General features: G+C 62.0%; 16 protein-coding genes and 2 tRNA genes. 6 read left to right on the forward strand and 12 right to left on the reverse strand.

What is annotated here, in order from left to right:
* Positions 1-13: 13 nt before the first annotated feature.
* Complete coding sequence (locus tag KRX52_RS07255; RefSeq protein WP_217681062.1) at positions 14-982, reverse strand: DUF932 domain-containing protein; 969 nt, start codon at positions 980-982, stop codon at positions 14-16.
* An 89-nt stretch (positions 983-1,071) separates the two neighbouring features.
* Positions 1,072-1,344: a complement resistance protein TraT gene (locus tag KRX52_RS07260; RefSeq protein ID WP_217681145.1), complete on the reverse strand. Its 273-nt coding sequence runs from the start codon at positions 1,342-1,344 to the stop codon at positions 1,072-1,074.
* A 623-nt stretch (positions 1,345-1,967) separates the two neighbouring features.
* Between KRX52_RS07260 and KRX52_RS07265 the strand changes: the two genes are divergently transcribed.
* From KRX52_RS07265 to KRX52_RS21135, 6 genes are all read left to right on the forward strand, one after another.
* On the forward strand, positions 1,968-2,534 hold the full coding sequence (locus KRX52_RS07265; protein WP_217681063.1) for a KwaA family protein: 567 nt from the start codon (positions 1,968-1,970) through the stop codon (positions 2,532-2,534).
* Positions 2,535-2,538: 4 nt separating this feature from the next.
* Entirely contained in the window at positions 2,539-3,372 is an 834-nt protein-coding gene (locus tag KRX52_RS07270) for an ATP F0F1 synthase synthase (RefSeq protein ID WP_217681064.1), read from the forward strand.
* 737 nt (positions 3,373-4,109) lie between these two features.
* A complete protein-coding gene (locus tag KRX52_RS07275; protein ID WP_217681065.1) occupies positions 4,110-4,439 on the forward strand; it encodes a histone-like nucleoid-structuring protein, MvaT/MvaU family in 330 nt (109 codons plus the stop codon).
* Positions 4,440-4,625: 186 nt separating this feature from the next.
* Entirely contained in the window at positions 4,626-6,140 is a 1,515-nt protein-coding gene (istA, locus tag KRX52_RS07280) for an IS21 family transposase (RefSeq protein WP_217681066.1), read from the forward strand.
* Positions 6,141-6,157: 17 nt separating this feature from the next.
* Positions 6,158-6,913 (forward strand): IS21-like element helper ATPase IstB, encoded by a 756-nt coding sequence (gene istB / locus KRX52_RS07285; RefSeq protein ID WP_217681067.1) that lies wholly within the window; start codon positions 6,158-6,160, stop codon positions 6,911-6,913.
* 88 nt (positions 6,914-7,001) lie between these two features.
* Positions 7,002-7,079, forward strand: a complete 78-nt coding sequence (locus KRX52_RS21135; protein WP_437439693.1) for a hypothetical protein — start codon at positions 7,002-7,004, stop codon at positions 7,077-7,079.
* Between the two features lie 108 nt (positions 7,080-7,187).
* Here KRX52_RS21135 and KRX52_RS07290 read toward each other — a convergent pair whose 3' ends face one another.
* The 10 genes from KRX52_RS07290 to KRX52_RS07335 form a co-directional block, all read right to left on the reverse strand.
* On the reverse strand, positions 7,188-8,456 hold the full coding sequence (locus tag KRX52_RS07290) for a tyrosine-type recombinase/integrase (protein ID WP_217681068.1): 1,269 nt from the start codon (positions 8,454-8,456) through the stop codon (positions 7,188-7,190).
* 189 nt (positions 8,457-8,645) lie between these two features.
* A complete protein-coding gene (ychF, locus tag KRX52_RS07295) occupies positions 8,646-9,746 on the reverse strand; it encodes a redox-regulated ATPase YchF (protein WP_217681069.1) in 1,101 nt (366 codons plus the stop codon).
* Between the two features lie 41 nt (positions 9,747-9,787).
* Positions 9,788-10,372: an aminoacyl-tRNA hydrolase gene (pth, locus tag KRX52_RS07300; protein ID WP_217681070.1), complete on the reverse strand. Its 585-nt coding sequence runs from the start codon at positions 10,370-10,372 to the stop codon at positions 9,788-9,790.
* Positions 10,373-10,406: 34 nt separating this feature from the next.
* A complete protein-coding gene (locus tag KRX52_RS07305) occupies positions 10,407-10,994 on the reverse strand; it encodes a 50S ribosomal protein L25/general stress protein Ctc (RefSeq protein ID WP_217681071.1) in 588 nt (195 codons plus the stop codon).
* A 106-nt stretch (positions 10,995-11,100) separates the two neighbouring features.
* Positions 11,101-12,042 carry a ribose-phosphate pyrophosphokinase gene (locus KRX52_RS07310; protein WP_217681072.1) on the reverse strand — a complete coding sequence of 314 codons (942 nt, stop codon included), beginning with the start codon at positions 12,040-12,042 and terminating at the stop codon, positions 11,101-11,103.
* 96 nt (positions 12,043-12,138) lie between these two features.
* Positions 12,139-12,213: transfer RNA gene (locus tag KRX52_RS07315), tRNA-Gln, on the reverse strand.
* Positions 12,214-12,260: 47 nt separating this feature from the next.
* Positions 12,261-12,335 (reverse strand) — tRNA-Gln (locus tag KRX52_RS07320).
* 18 nt (positions 12,336-12,353) lie between these two features.
* Positions 12,354-13,220 (reverse strand): 4-(cytidine 5'-diphospho)-2-C-methyl-D-erythritol kinase, encoded by an 867-nt coding sequence (gene ispE / locus KRX52_RS07325; RefSeq protein ID WP_217681073.1) that lies wholly within the window; start codon positions 13,218-13,220, stop codon positions 12,354-12,356.
* Between the two features lie 23 nt (positions 13,221-13,243).
* Positions 13,244-13,861, reverse strand: coding sequence for a lipoprotein insertase outer membrane protein LolB (gene lolB / locus KRX52_RS07330; protein WP_217681074.1), 618 nt, complete (start codon positions 13,859-13,861; stop codon positions 13,244-13,246).
* Positions 13,858-15,582 (reverse strand): tetratricopeptide repeat protein, encoded by a 1,725-nt coding sequence (locus KRX52_RS07335; RefSeq protein WP_217681075.1) that lies wholly within the window; start codon positions 15,580-15,582, stop codon positions 13,858-13,860. The genes lolB and KRX52_RS07335 overlap by 4 nt, the downstream gene beginning before the upstream one ends.
* Positions 15,583-15,717: the final 135 nt, after the last annotated feature.

A 15,717-nucleotide genomic window follows, 5' to 3' on the forward strand; every position in this document is an offset into this window, starting at 1 on the left:
GTGAGGTAGAGGCTCAGGCCACCAGCCGCAGGGCGGTATCCAGGGCCTTCTGCTTGAGCTGGGCACCCTGGCCGAACCAGGCCGAGTCCATGCGGTACTCGTTGCTGCGCGCCCGCCGCTCGTGGTCGACGTACTCGGTGACCGCATTGAGCAGCCCCCAGGCCGTACCCTGAGCGGATTCCAGATTGGCTCCGCGGCCTGCACCGCCATACAGGCTCTCGACCCTCTTGAGCGCCCGCTCGTTGGGCAGCGCTTCCGGCACGGCGCTGTTGGGTTGGATATCGCAGAGCACGTCGAGGAAGAAGTTCTTCGCCTCGTGCGGCCGGATCTTGCGCTCGGCCAGATGCTTCATCCGGTACATGAACTCGTCCCAGCCGGACACCGCGATGCCCAGTTGCCGTTTCACCGCTTGCGCATCGAAGCGGGTGTTGTGGGGCACCTTGATGGCCTGCGGCGCGCCGTCGAGGGCGATGCTCAGGGTGTTGTTGCAGACCACCCGGATCGTGGTCGGGGTCGCCGTGGTGGCCAGGGTGCCGTCGCAGGAGGTGGCCAGAAGCAAGTAGCCGTTGACCTGATCGTTGCCCTTGAGCGCCGATCCTTGTCCGGTGCGGGCCAGCGCCCAGAACTTGCGCCCACCTTTGAGCACGCCTGCCGTTTCCAGCTCGTAGCCGGATATTTCGGTGAGGTCGCGGTAGAACTCCAGCACATCGCGGGGCTGGACGATCTGGTAGCGGTTGGAAACCACCGACAGTGCGGCTTTGGTATCCGAGCGGTACAGCACCTTCTGCTCGGGGAAGGCATGGATGGTTCCGAGATGCCCTTGGGTATCGGCCATGAAGCGGACGGGACTTTCCTCGATGGTCCAGTTCATACCGGCTTCACGCTGCCAGACCTCCAGCGGCTGATGCGGCGACAGCTCGCTGCCGAGACCGTGCCAGGGGGTTTGGCCGACATAGGCCATTTGTTCGATGAGATGGGCCATGGTTTCGATTCCTTTGGATGCAAGTCGACATAAAGCGCTGCGCGGGGCGCAGCACTGATCGGATGTGAGCGATACGGGGGATGGGCGAATCAGGTGGGCAGGTTGAAGCGGTACCCGCACAGCAAGCAGAGGTTGTGGGCCAGGACGTGGCGGTCGAGCGATTCGCCCAGTTGAGCGCCGAGCGCACAGCCGCCAACGCCACCGGCCAGGCCTCCGAGGATGGCACCTGAGATCGAGCCGAGCGTGATGCCGACAGGTCCAGCGATAGCACCGACGGCGGCACCCACCTGACCTCCGGCCAGAGCTGCACTGACGCCACGCGCCGCGCCGCCGACAGTGCCGATGGCAGCGCCGATTTTCATGGCGTGATGGAAGGAAGCAACTTTGGGAGAGTTACAGCGAGGACACTGCAATGACGACATGGAGGTATCTCCTCGGTAGTGATGTCATGGCAGTAATGTGTGGCTGAGATTTTTTCGAATCGAATGACGGTATTGTGAGCTGGCTGTCTTCCCGCGCAGCGGCTCATGGAGGCGCTACAGCGACGTAGGTGCTCAGGATTGCCAGCCGGTCGTAGGGCGGAGATGATAAAGCCACGATGGGGCGTGGGCTGGATGGCCGCTTTCGGCCAGGCGCGGTCATTGGACAGTCTGGTGAAAAATCTGTAGCGTCAGCACTCTTTTACGCAGTATCGCGGTTCAGTTTTCTGACTGAAATGGCGGAAGTGTATTTTTTGACAAACCGTTTAAGTCGCGGATGGTGGTAAATGGACGACCGCTTTCAAAGGTTTCTCGATGAATCCTTCGAGTCTGCCTCTAACTCAATTAATCTGTCGTGGCTGACGTTGGTGGGTCGTTGGTGTCGCGAAGCTGATGTGATAGCGATAATTCCTACGGCATGAAGTGCATTGAATCTTTGCATGGAAATTTGCCGGCCTGCTTGCTGCACCAAGCCGCAGTAATGTTAGATCGCGATTGGAGAATACATGGACTGGTTACGCATCGATCTAAACTTTTTCTTTAGGCTTCTTCTGACGTTTAATGCAACCTCTCTGCTGGTCATAGTTTTTTTAGTCCAGAAAGGCTTCGTGCTGTCGCACTTTTTTCCTTGTCAGGTTTGGTTGAAAGAACTTCCCAATGCGCTTTCCTACATTCTATATATATTGATTCCCATCATGCTTACAGGGGTGAGTATTATTTTAAGCCCCTTGCTGGGTAAGGATGAGTTTAGACGTGGAGAAGTTGAAAGTATAGAACATGCCAATAATGCTTTTTTGCCAAGCTATTTAGGCTACTTTTTTGTGGCGCTAAGCGTTGGGAGTTGGGAGACTTTAGTCTTTGTGTATGGCTTGCTTTTTGTTTTTACTTTCAGGTCGCAAGCGCTTTACTTTAATCCGCTTTTCCTAATTTATGGTTACGAGTTCTACAATATAGTCACGACCTCTCGGGTATCAGTATTCCTGATTAGTTGCGAAAAATACAAGGTGCCGGGTGATATAGCGATCGCCAAGGCTTTTCGGATTAATAATTACACATTTATAGAGCGGAGGTGAGGATATGGATGTTGTTTTGGCTAAGGTCAAGAGGGTTCGGAAAAAGTCCGTTTTTAAGTTGGTTTCAGACTGCACGCTTTTTGCGGCTGTCGACGTAGATCCTTCTGCTTGCGTTCCATACAATCCAGATCATAACTTGGATGAGGAGTCATGGTTTAAGATTAGTCAATTTTCCTCCCAGCCGTATTGCGTAGATATCTTGAGGGAGGGTTTTGATTCAAAAAGCTATGATGACTTAACTAAAGATAAGTTTACAGATATCTCTTATGTTTGCGCCGTGCAAGGCGAGGACTTTTATTTTCAAAAGGTCACTCCATCTCTATTCCTTCGAAGGAAAACACTTGTTTTTGGTGAGGTGGCGGAGGTCGAGAAGGACAGAGTAAGGCTGGTTGTGAATTTGCAGCCTGATGCGGTATATATCAAGGCGAAAGATGTCCTGATTTTTAAAAGCCTAGCCACAATATCAAGTATTTTTCCTGGCATAGACGAGCTTTATAAAGAGGCTACTCAGGAAGAGCTTGAGAGGTTTCTTGCGGAGCCATTTATCGAGCTTGCGAATGAATTCGGGGCGGAGAAGGTGTCGAAGCCAAATAGAAAAAGAGTTGCCCTTGCGATGGAGACCCTGGCGGCGCTGCCAGCGCAAGATAAAGAGGCGATGCTTGCCTACATTGATGGTTATTGTGGTGATCAGCTTAGGTTTGATAAGGGGGCTGGAAAATTTGAAATATCTTCGGATAACGAGCTTAAGCTTCTGATTTATGGAATTGAGCAGCGTTTCTATACAACTCAATTCGGTCAGGAGAAACGCCTCGCAAACTCAGTGCAAGCTCTTGGGTAGAAGGTTTCCTAGGAAAGTATTTTCAGTAGAAAGGGGCAGTTGTATTTTTCATGGCGTGACTGTCCGATGTTGGTCGGCAGCTGTCCATCGTTGCCTTATAGATCTAGCCCCTTCCGCTGTCGCAGTGTAATCAGGTTCTGACGTTCAGTGTGGCCGGCATCTGAAAGTGATGTGAGTATATGGATGGGGTCTTTCTTGGATTGTTTGACTGATGTCTGGCAGCTCTGAGGGACTCATCCATACGCATTCACCCTGAAGGCGATATGCTCGGACAGCGGATCGGCTACATCTGGGTTAGCACTCTCGACCAGAGTACGGGGCGCACTGCTCAGCTACATCTGCGAGAGCGATACCCTGGTGGTGCAGAGCATGGATCGTTTTGTCCGCAATCTAGACGATCTGCGCGGTCTGGTGCAGGATCACATCGGCACTCGGCACTCGGCACTCGGCACTCGGCACTCGGCACTCGGCATGCGGGTCGAGCTCGTGAAAGAGGGGCGGCTTTCACCGGTTAGGGCTCGCCGCTGGCCAAGTGGCGCGACGCCTATTGAGGCCAGAAGAAAGCCTTGAACGATGTGAAAATCGCCTAGCTGCAACGTCGCACCTAGGCTCAAGAGCCAAGACCGCCCTGGCTAGTGAGCTCGGCATCAGCCGTACCACCCGCGATGAATACCTGCGCGCCGGCAAGTAGTTGGCCGTATCCGATTTGATTCCTTTACGCAACCCAAGGAGACGACATGTCCAAACTGGCCGAATTTCGCCGTGCAGAGCGTGAGCTACAGAAGCAGATGGCCTTGCTGGAGCAGTTGCAGGCCGACGCCAGCCTCCAGCGCGAAATGGAGTTTGAAGACAAGCTGAAGGTACTGATGGCCGACTACGGCATGGACTTGGCGAAGGTGGTCGCCATCCTCAATCCACAGCCTGTCGAACTTGAGCCGGTTGTGCCGGCTGCCGTGAAGCAACGCCGTCCCCGTCAGGTGAAGGTCTACGTGCAGCCGGTCACCGGCAAGCGCATCGAGACCAAAGGAGCTAACCACGCACAGCTGAAGGTGCGGATTCCACGCTGACTCGGACACCCATTCCACGCGCATCCGGACAGTGATTCCACGCTGATCCGGACACTCGTTCCACGAGCATCCGGACACCGATTCCACGGCCATCCGGACACTTTCCAGGCAGGCAGCCACGCAGGATTTCTTCACTACCATCGGCCTCTTTTTCGAAGCGAAGAGGTCGTCGTGGAGCGTTTGTCCATGCGTAAAATCCGAGAGGTGCTGCGCCTCAAGTTCGACTGCGGCCTGTCCGTCCGCAAGATCGCCCGCAGCCTGGGCATTGGCCACAGCAGTGCCGGCGATTACCTCAGTCGCTTTGCCGCCAGCGGCCTCACCTGGCCCACGCCGTTGTCCGATGCGGAGCTGGAGAGCCATCTGTTTCCACCGGCACCCATGGTGCCCAGCGAGCAGCGGCCGCTGCCCGACTGGGCCTGGGTGCATGCCGAACTGCGCCGGCCCAGCGTGACCCTGGCGCTGCTCTGGCAGGAGTACCGGCTGAGCCAGCCGCAGGGCTTCCAGTACAGCTGGTTCTGCGAGCATTACCGGCTCTGGGCCGGCAAGCTCGATGTGGTGATGCGCCAGGAACATCGCGTCGGCGAGAAGCTGTTCGTCGATTACGCCGGGCAGACGGTGCCGGTGATCGACCGCCACAGCGGCGAGATTCGCCAGGCGCAGATCTTCGTCGCGGTGCTCGGCGCATCCAGCTACACCTTCGCCGAAGCCACCTGGTCGCAGCAGTTGCCGGACTGGCTGGGCTCGCATGCCCGCTGCTTCGCCTTCCTCGGCGGGGTGCCGGAAATCGTGGTGCCGGACAACCTGCGCAGCGCGGTGAGCAAGGCCCATCGCTACGAGCCGGACATCAACCCCAGCTACCGCGACCTGGCCGGACACTACGGGGTGGCGGTGGTACCGGCGCGGGCCCGCAAGCCGCGCGACAAGGCCAAGGCCGAGGTCGGCGTGCAGGTGGTGGAGCGCTGGATCCTCGCCGCGCTGCGGAACCGCCAGTTCTTCTCGCTGGACGAGCTCAACACGGCCATCGCCGTGCTGCTGGAGCGGCTCAACCGGCGACCGTTCCGGAAGCTGCCGGGCTCCCGGCAAGCGGCCTTCGACGCCCTGGATCGCCCGGCCCTGCGCCCGCTGCCGGAGCAGCCCTACGTCTACGCCGAGTGGAAGAAGGCCCGGGTGCATATCGACTACCACGTCGAGGTCGACGGGCACTACTACTCGGTGCCCTACCAGCTGGTGAAGCAGCAGCTGGAGGTACGCCTGACGGCACGCACCGTGGAGTGCTTCCACGGCAACCAGCGGGTCGCCAGCCATGTGCGCTCGCCGCAGAAAGGGCGGCACAGCACCCAGACCGAACACATGCCGCGGAGCCATCGCGAGCACGCCGAGTGGACACCGCAGCGCCTGGTGCGTTGGGCGGAACAGACTGGGCCGAACACTGCCGGTGTGATCAGGCACATCCTCGAGCGGCGCATCCATCCGACCCATGGCTATCGAGCCTGCCTGGGCATCCTGCGCCTGGGCAAGACGCATGGCGAGGAACGCCTGGAGGCCGCCTGCCAACGGGCGCTCGGCCTCGGCGCCTGTAGCTACAAGAGCCTCGAATCGATCCTGCGCCAGGGCCTCGAGCGCCTGCCGCTGGCCCAGCCGAACCTGCCGCTGCTGCCGGACGACCACGCCAACCTGCGCGGCCCCGGCTACTACCACTGATCCCGAGGACTCCCGCCATGCTGCACCACCCGACCCTGGACAAGCTCCAGACCCTGCGCCTGAACGGCATGCTCAAGGCCCTGAGCGAGCAACTGAAGACGCCCGACATCGACAGCCTGAGCTTCGAGGAGCGCCTCGGCCTGCTGGTCGACCGCGAACTGACCGAGCGCGAAGACAAGCGCCTGAGCAGTCGCCTGCGCCAGGCCCGACTGCGCCACAACGCCTGCCTCGAAGACATCGACTACCGCGCCCCGCGCGGGCTGGACAAGGCGCTGATCCTCCAGCTGGGCAGCGGCCAATGGCTGCGCGACGGCCTCAACCTGATCATCGGTGGCCCCACCGGCGTGGGCAAGACCTGGCTGGCCTGCGCCCTGGCCCACAAGGCCTGCCGGGACGGCTACAGCGTGCGCTACCTGCGCCTGCCACGGCTGTTGGAGGAGCTGGGCCTGGCCCACGGCGATGGGCGCTTCGCCAAGCTGATGGGCAGCTATGCCAAGACCGACCTGCTGATCCTCGACGACTGGGGGCTGGCCCCGCTCACCGCCGAGCAGCGCCGCGACATGCTGGAACTGCTGGACGACCGCTACGGCCAGCGCTCGACGCTGGTGACCAGCCAGATGCCGGTGGAGAACTGGCACGACCTGATCGGCGATCCGACCCTGGCCGACGCCATCCTCGACCGCCTGGTGCACAACGCCTATCGGATCCAGCTCAAGGGCGAATCGATGCGCAAGCAGACGAGGAAATTGACGGCGCCGGGCACCCCGGACTAACAATGCCACCCCTGCGTCGCTGCGCTCCGACTGCCTGTCCGAATGAGCGTGGAACAGGTGTCCGGATCAGCGTGGGCTGAGTGTCCGAATGGCGTGGAATCCGCAGCTGAAGGCATGGAAAGCGGAGTTCGGGGCTGATGTAGTGGAGAGGTGGCTGCAGGCTTGAGTTTTAAACAGTACAGATGCCAGTGCGGAGGCGATTTGCGCCTCCCGGTCGCATTAGGGCGGGCATCTGACCGGTATGCGTCCTGAATATGCGTGCCCTGTAGGAGGGTCATCGAGTGTTTGCGTCTGAAGAGGCGCTACATTCGCTCTTCCACGCATCCAGCATGTCCGCCCACTGCTGCATCATTTTGGCCCGATCAGCCAGGTACTCTGCATGGTTGTAGGTGCGGCGGACGGCATTCTGCTCAGTGTGGGCCAGCTGCTTCTCGATCCAGTCCGCGGAAAACCCCATTTCGTTGAGTCGGGTGCTGCCTGTTGTCCGTGTTGCGTGCGGGCTGTACTTACCGCCCCAGCCCAAGCTGTTGAGCATCTGGCGGAATGAGGCGGCGACCATTGGGCGGCTTCGGGTGTCTCTGTGTGGAAAGACATGGACGTAGTTGCCTGTGATGGCGTGCAGGGCCCTCAGCATTTCTACTGCCTGGGTGGGAAGGGGAGTGGTGTGCTCCTTGCGTTTTTTCATTCGCTCCGCAGGAATACGCCAGAGGGCCTTGTCCAGGTCGAACTCTGCCCACTGAGCCTCGACTGCTTCATTTGGTCGACACAGAGTCAGCCACATGAGGCGGAAAGCGCAGAGGGTTTCATGGCGCCCTCCATGGGACTCCACATCTCGCAGTAGCTGGCCAATTTCCTCGGTGGAAAGCGGCCGCTTGTGCTGCGTCTTGTTGGCGGGCAGGGCCTTGCGGACGGGGTAGACCGGGTCGTTTGTGGCACGCAGGGTGGAGATTGCCAGCTCGAAAACACCCGACATGGTCCGCTTGGCTTCGGCGGCGACCGATAGGCCGTTGGCCTGCGCAGCACTTTGCAGCACTTCCAGAATGTGAGGAGGGGTGATGGCCTTGATCGGCATTTCCCCGATTTTCGGAAACACAACTCGCTCCAGCATCTTGAGACGTCTGGACTTGGTGATTTCTTCCCAGTCCCTCAGTGCCAGCCACTCTTCGGCTACGGCTTTGAATGTGGTGGCGTTCTCATGATCACGCCTGACTCGTCCGTGCTGCCTGTGATGGGCTGGATTGATGCCCTGGACTACCAGCGCGCGTGCTTTTATGCGCTCATCGCGTGCTTCCGCCAGGGTGAATTGACGCCCGTTGCGGCGCTCCTGGGCCTGCTCGGGCGTTTCCCCCTTCGGAGCCGTTACATAGTTGCCGATGGCGAAGATGCTTTCCTTTCTGGCTGTGCCGTCACTCAGCTCGAACCGATAGCGCCAGGCCTTGACGCCATTGGGCTTTACTTCAAGGTAGAGGCCGTTCCCGTCTGTGAGCTTGTAGGGCTTGTCCTTGGGCTTCGCAGTGCGACACTGGGTATCGGTGAGTGGCATGGCCGTGTCTCGCTATCTGTACCCGGTTCTTTGGCCGGGTATGATCGGGGGTGTACCCGGAAGCGTACCCGGTAAAGGTGTGGATCTCAATGTGCGCTCGTGGACGTTCGTGGAAAAGAAAACCCCTTGAGGCGCCTACCTTCAAGGGGTTTGGTATCCATCGGGATCCATGGAGATCCCGATTGCTGTTCAGACGTTGAAGCGGAAGTGCATCACGTCGCCGTCCTTGACGATGTACTCCTTGCCTTCCAGACGCCACTTGCCGGCTTCCTTGGCGCCGGCTTCGCCCTTGTACTGGATGAAGTCGTCATAGGCGATGACTTCGGCGCGGATGAAGCCCTTCTCGAAGTCGGTGTGGATCACCGCGGCGGCCTGCGGCGCGGTGGCGCCGACCTTGACGGTCCAGGCACGCACCTCCTTGACCCCGGCGGTGAAGTAGGTCTGCAGGTTGAGCAGCTGGTAGCCGGCGCGGATCACGCGGTTGAGGCCTGGCTCTTCCAGGCCCAGCGACTCGAGGAACATGTCCTTCTCCTCGCCGTCTTCCAGCTCGGCGATCTCCGCCTCGATCTTGTTGCACACCGGCACCACGATGGCGCCTTCTTCCTCGGCGATGGTCTTGACCACGTCGAGGAGCGGGTTGTTGTCGAAGCCGTCCTCGGCGACGTTGGCGATGTACATCACCGGTTTGCTGGTGAGCAGGTGGAAGCCCCTGATCAGAGCCTTTTCATCGCTGCTCATGTTCTTCATCAGGGTGCGCGCCGGCTTGCCCTCGGTGAAGTGCGGAATCAGCTGCTCGAGGATGGCCTTCTGCGCCAGAGCTTCCTTGTCGCCGCCCTTGGCGTTGCGAGTGACCTTCTGCAGCTGCTTCTCGCAGCTATCGAGGTCGGCGAAGATCAGCTCGAGGTCGATGATCTCGATGTCGCGCTTGGGATCGACCGAGTTGGACACGTGGATCACGTTGTCGTCCTCGAAGCAGCGCACCACGTGGGCGATAGCGTCGGTCTCGCGGATGTTGGCGAGGAACTTGTTGCCCAGGCCCTCACCCTTGGAGGCGCCCGCCACCAGGCCAGCGATGTCGACGAACTCCATGGTGGTCGGCAGCACGCGCTCGGGCTTGACGATCTCGGCGAGGGCGTCGAGGCGCGCGTCGGGCATCGGCACGATGCCGCTGTTCGGCTCGATGGTGCAGAACGGGAAGTTCTCCGCGGCGATGCCGGATTTGGTCAGGGCGTTGAACAGGGTGGACTTGCCGACGTTGGGCAGGCCGACGATGCCGCAGTTGAATCCCATGGTGTATCCCTCGCGGAGATGAGTTCGATCTTGGAGATGGGTCAGGCTTTCTGGCTGTGCAGTTTCTGCATGGCCTTGGTCCAGTCGCCGGCAAGCATTTCCGGCAGCGCGTCGAGGGCGAAGTCGATGCTGGCCTCGAGCTTTTCCTGCTCGCTGCGTGGAGCCCGGCCGAGGACGAAGCCCGAGACGAGATTCTTGTCGCCAGGGTGGCCGATGCCGAGCCGCAGGCGATAGAAGGAATTCTGGTTGCCGAGCTGGGCGATGATGTCCCTGAGCCCGTTGTGCCCGCCGTGGCCGCCACCCAGCTTGAGCTTGGCGGTGCCCGGAGGCATGTCGAGTTCGTCGTGGGCCACCAGAATGGCTGCCGGCGGAATGCGGAAGAAATTCGCCAGCGCCGCCACGGACTGGCCGCTGCGGTTCATGTAGGTGGTGGGGATGAGCAGACGAACGTCGCGGCCCTGATGGCTGAACTTGCCGACCAGGCCGAAGTACTTTTTGTCGATCGCGAGGTTGACGCCCTGGGCGGACGCGACGCGCTCGACGAAAAGAGCCCCTGCGTTGTGCCGGGTCTGTTCGTATTCGACTCCGGGGTTACCCAGACCGACGATCAGTTGAATGGCAGTCACGACAGGGGCTCTCTTTATTCAGTCAACGAGTGACTTATTCGCCTTGCACGCGGGAAGCGTGGATGTTGGCGACAGCCAGGTCGTTGCCGTGGGCCAGGGCCACCAGCTCGACGCCAGCCGGAACGGTCAGGTCGGACAGGTGTACGGTCTGGCCGATGGCTACCTTGGCCAGGTCGACTTCGATGAATTCCGGCAGGTTCTGCGGCAGGCAGGAAACTTCCACTTCCGAGATGGTGTGGGAAACTTCGCCGCCTTGCAGCTTCACGGCATCAGCGCTTTCGGCGTTGATGAAGTGCAGCGGTACGGTAGCGTTCAGCTTGTGGTCGGCGACGGCGCGAACGAAGTCGGCGTGCAGGACGAAGCCTTTGGCCGGGTGGCGCTGCAGAGCCTTGATCACTACGGTTTCAGCGCTACCGTCGAGGTTCAGAGTCAGCACGTGGCTGAACACGGCCTCGTTTTCCAGCAGCTTGGCGAGATCCTTGGCCAGCAGGCTGATCGACAGCGGAGCGGTGTCGCCACCGTAGATCACGGCGGGAACCAGGCTGGCGTTACGACGCAGGCGGCGGCTCGCACCTTTCCCCAGGTCGGAACGCACTTCGGCATTCAGGGCAAAATTGTTCATTGCATTTCTCCAGAATGACAACACGCCCGAGACGCTTGCGACCAGCGTTTCGGGCGGTTGACTAAGGCCTCGCACAGGGCGGGGCAGTTGTATCGGCGCCCGTTCCTTAGCGGAACATGGCGCTGATGGATTCTTCGTTGCTGATGCGGCGTACGGCTTCGGCCACGACCGGACCGATGTCCAGCTGGCGGATGCGCTCGCATGCCTGGGCCGCCGCGGACAGCGGGATGGTGTTGCTCACCACCAGCTCGTCGAGCACCGAGTTTTCGATATTCTCGATCGCGCGGCCGGACAGCACCGGGTGGGTGCAGTAGGCGTAGACCTTGGCGGCACCGTGCTTCTTCAGCGCGGTGGCGGCATGGCACAGGGTGCCGGCGGTGTCGACCATGTCGTCCACCAGCACGCAGGTGCGGCCCTCGACGTCGCCGATAATGTGCATCACTTCGGAGACGTTGGCCTTCGGGCGGCGCTTGTCGATGATCGCCAGATCGACGCCCAGGCTCTTGGCCACGGCACGCGCACGAACCACGCCGCCGATGTCCGGGGAGACGATCATCAGGTTCTCGAAGCGCTGGGCCTGGATGTCGTCGACCAGGGTCGGCGAGCCGTAGATGTTGTCTACCGGCACGTCGAAGAAGCCCTGGATCTGGTCGGCATGCAGGTCGACGGTGAGCACGCGGTCGACACCGACCACGGTCAGCATGTCGGCGACGACCTTGGCGCTGATCGCCACACGGGCGGAGCGCGGACGACGATCCTGGCGGGCATAGCCGAAGTAGGGGATGACCGCAGTGATACGACTGGCCGAGGAACGGCGGAAGGCATCGGCCATCACCACCAGTTCCATCAGGTTGTCGTTGGTCGGTGCGCAAGTCGGTTGAATCAGGAAAACGTCCTTGCCGCGGACGTTCTCGTTGATTTCGACGCTGATTTCGCCGTCGGAGAACTTGCCGACGGAAACGTCACCGAGGGGAATATGCAATTGACGCACGACACGGCGGGCGAGATCGGGGTTGGCGTTCCCCGTGAAGACCATCATCTTGGACACGCGCAGTACCTGCCGGCTGAGGGTGGACCTGGATGAACAAAAAACCTCTGTGAGCTCGCGGGTTTGCCGCAAAACCACAAAGGTTTTTCGAGAATATGGCAGGGGCGGCTGGATTCGAACCAACGCATGGCAGGATCAAAACCTGCTGCCTTACCGCTTGGCGACGCCCCTGTGGCGTAAAAAATGCTGATCCGGTGCTACGCAACCTCGGGAGGTTATGGCAGGGGCGGCTGGATTCGAACCAACGCATGGCAGGATCAAAACCTGCTGCCTTACCGCTTGGCGACGCCCCTGTATCGTATAACCGAATGCTAGGCATTCACTTCCTGTACCAGTGCTTCCAGCTTGCGGTGCAACATCGAAACATTGCGCCCCTGAGCTACGAAGCTTGGCAGAGTGGCCGGAAGCTGGCGCGAAACTTTATCAGCATCGCAGTGATTTGGGAAGCTCCCAAACACACAAGCTCCGGTGCCGGTCATTCTTGCAGGAACAAATTTGTTCAGCAAGTTCAAGGCGTTACGTACTTCTGGGTAACGCTGCTCGACTACCGGCTGGCAGTCGTTATGACCGCCCCCTTCGGGAAGGCCGCAAACTCTAATGGCCGGGGTATTCCGTGTCAACTCCGCGGCGCAGAAAATTTCTGCTGTGCTGACAGACACTTGCGGCACGGCAACGAGAAACCAGGGTTCCTCGAGGTCGACCGGGACGAGCTGTTCGCCGACGCCGCTGGCGAACGCCGCCCGGCCACGCACGAACACCGGCACATCGGCGCCCAGCTCCAGGCCGAGCGCGGCCAGGCGCTCGAGGTCGAAGCCGAGTTGCCACAGATGGTTGAGGCCGAGCAGGGTGGTGGCGGCGTCCGAGCTGCCGCCGCCGATGCCGCCGCCCATGGGCAGACGCTTGTCCAGCCAGATATCGGCGCCCAGCTCCGTGCCGGCTTCCTGCTGCAGGCGGCGTGCGGCGCGCACGATCAGGTTGCTGTCGTGAGGCACGCCGGCAATCGCCGTGTGCAGGCGGATTTCGCCGTCCTCGCGCCGGCGAAAGCCCAGCTCGTCGCCGTAGTCGAGAAACTGGAACACCGTCTGCAGCTCGTGGTAGCCGTCGGGGCGGCGGCCGAGGATGTGCAGGAACAGGTTGAGCTTGGCCGGGGCCGGCAGGATCAGAGTGGCTTCGTGCATGTCGGTCATGGGGCGGCGGGTGCTCAGAGGCCGAGGCGGCGGGGCTGCCAAGCCTTGATCACCAGAGTGATGTCGAGATCTTCGCCGAACAGCTTGAGCCGCTGCGGCAGCCAGTAGCCGTTCTGCTGTTGGTAGTCGGCGTACTCGACCCGCCAGCCGTCCTGCTCGAGGCGCGCCAGGCGGCTGTCGGCATTCAGGGTCAGGCGACTCTTGCTGTCGGGGGCGGGCAGGCCGCGCACCCACCACAGCAGATGGGAGACCGGCAGGCGCCAGCCGATCTGCTCCTCCAGCAGCGCCTCGGGCGATTCGGCCTGGTAGCGGCCCTGGTTGGCCACTTCGAGGCGGATGTCGCCCTCGCGGCCGGTCAGGCGGGTGGCGCCGCGGCCGAGGGGGCCGGACAGGCGGATGTCGTAGTAATCGCGCCGCTGCAGCCAGAACAGCACACCGCTGCCGGAGTCCTGCGGCGCGCGGATGCCGACCTTGCCGTCGATCTGCCAGCCGTCGATGGTGGCGACCTCGGCCTTGTGCTGGCGCCAGGCGCTGGCGTTGCCCTGGCCGCCGACATCCTCGCGCGGGCCGAGGCCGGCGCAGCCGGCGAGCAGCAACAGGCCGGCGAGCAGCAGCAGGCCGCGCAGGTTCACGGCTTCACCTTGCCGGTCAGGCGCTTGAGGGTGTCGCGCAGCACGGCGCTGTCGGGCGTTTCCGCCAGCGCCTGGCGCCAGACCTGGCGGGCCTCGTCCTGCTTGCCGGCAGCCCAGAGTACTTCGCCGAGATGGGCGGCGACTTCGTGGTCGGGCATCCGCGTCAGGGCCTGGCGCAGCAGTTTCTCGGCCTCGGCCAGATTGCCCAGGCGGTAGTTGACCCAGCCCAGGCTGTCGAGGATCGCCGGGTCGGTCGGGTTCAGCGCATAGGCCTTCTCGATCAGCGCGTGGGCCTCGGCATAGCGCGTAGTGCGGTCGGCCAGGGTGTAGCCGAGGGCGTTGAGCGCCATGGCGTTGTCCGGTTCGCGCTCGATGATCACCCGCAGGTCGCGCTCCAGTCCGCTGAGGTCGCCGCGCTTCTCGGCCAGCATGGCGCGGGTATAGAGCAGGTTGAGGTCATCCGGGTACTGCTCGAGGGCCTGGGTGATGAGCTGCCAGGCATCGCCCAGACGCTCCTGGTTGGTCAGGCTCTCGATCTCGATCAGATACAGCTGCAGGGCGTAGTCCGGCTGGCTGTCGCGGGCGCTGGCGAGCAGGCGGTTGGCTTCGGCGCTGCGCCCGGCCTTGACCAGCAGCTCGGTGCGGCGCACCTGCGCCGGCAGGAAGTCGTTGCCCGGGCCGACCAGCGCGTATTCGCCTAGCGCTGCGGCGCTGTCGCCGTTCTGCTCGGCGAGGCGGCCGAGGTTGAAGTGGGCAGTGTCGACATGGGCGTCGCGCTCGATCAGTTCGCGCAGGAGCTTGCGCGCATCGTCCCAGGCTTTGGCCTCCAGGCTGACCAAGGCCAGCGACAGGCGCAGGTCGTCGTCCTCGGGGAAGCGCTGCAGCAGTTCGCGGAACTGCGCCCGCGCCTCGTCCAGCCGTTGCTCTTCCAGCAGTTCGCGGGCATAGGCCAGGCGCAAACGCTTGTCGTCGGGGTGTTGGCGCAGTCCTTCCTTGAGCAGCGGCAGGGCTTCCTCGCCGCGTTGCAGCGAGCGCAGCAGGCGGGCGCGCAGCAGCAACGGGGCGACTTCGCGGCTGCCGGCCGGGTGCTGCTCGAGGCTGGCCAGGGCCTCCTCGCTGCGACCATCCTGCTGCAGCAGCACCGCGCGGCCGAACAGCAGCTGGGCGTTGTCCGGATGGCGCTCGAGCAGGCGCTCGAAGCTCTGCAGCAGGCCGGCGCGGGTCTCCGGATCGGTCTGCGCGGCGGTCAGGGCGAGGAAGTCGAAGTGGGTGTCGCCCTTGGCCAGCAGCACCTGCTCCATGTACAGCATGCCCTGCTCATGGCGGCCGGCGCGGGCCAGCTGGATGGCGGCGGCCCGCTGGGCGTCGAGATTGCCCTCGGCGCTGTTGGCCCACAGCAGGGCCGTTTCCAGCGCCGCATCGTCGGCACCGAGGTATTCGGCAATGCGATAGGCGCGTTCGGTGACCGCTGGATCGTCGGTGCTGCGAGCCTGCTCGACGTAGTTGTCGAGGGCGATATCGAAGCGATCGCGCTGGCCGGCGAGCTCCGCCACCAGCAGGCTGTACAGGGTGTCCGGACTGAACGAGGCGCTCGGCGCCGGGGCGGCCGGCGGGGTGTCGGTCACCGCCGCAGGCGGCGTGGCATCGGGTTCGCGGGAGGACAGGGCCTGGCAACCGCCCAACAAGGCGAGGGCAGTCAGCAGCGCAAGGGATTTGTTCATGGCAGGCATCAGGAGGGCTCACCGACAGGTCGATCAATCATGACACATGCGCCCGGTCAATCCCATGCTCGCAACGCGTCAGCGGGGCGCCGGCAACGACGATCGGCGCCAGGCAGTTGTCCTGCACTGGCCTAA

Source organism: Geopseudomonas aromaticivorans, from assembly GCF_019097855.1.
In the GTDB taxonomy this organism is placed as follows: Bacteria; Pseudomonadota; Gammaproteobacteria; order Pseudomonadales; family Pseudomonadaceae; genus Geopseudomonas; species Geopseudomonas aromaticivorans.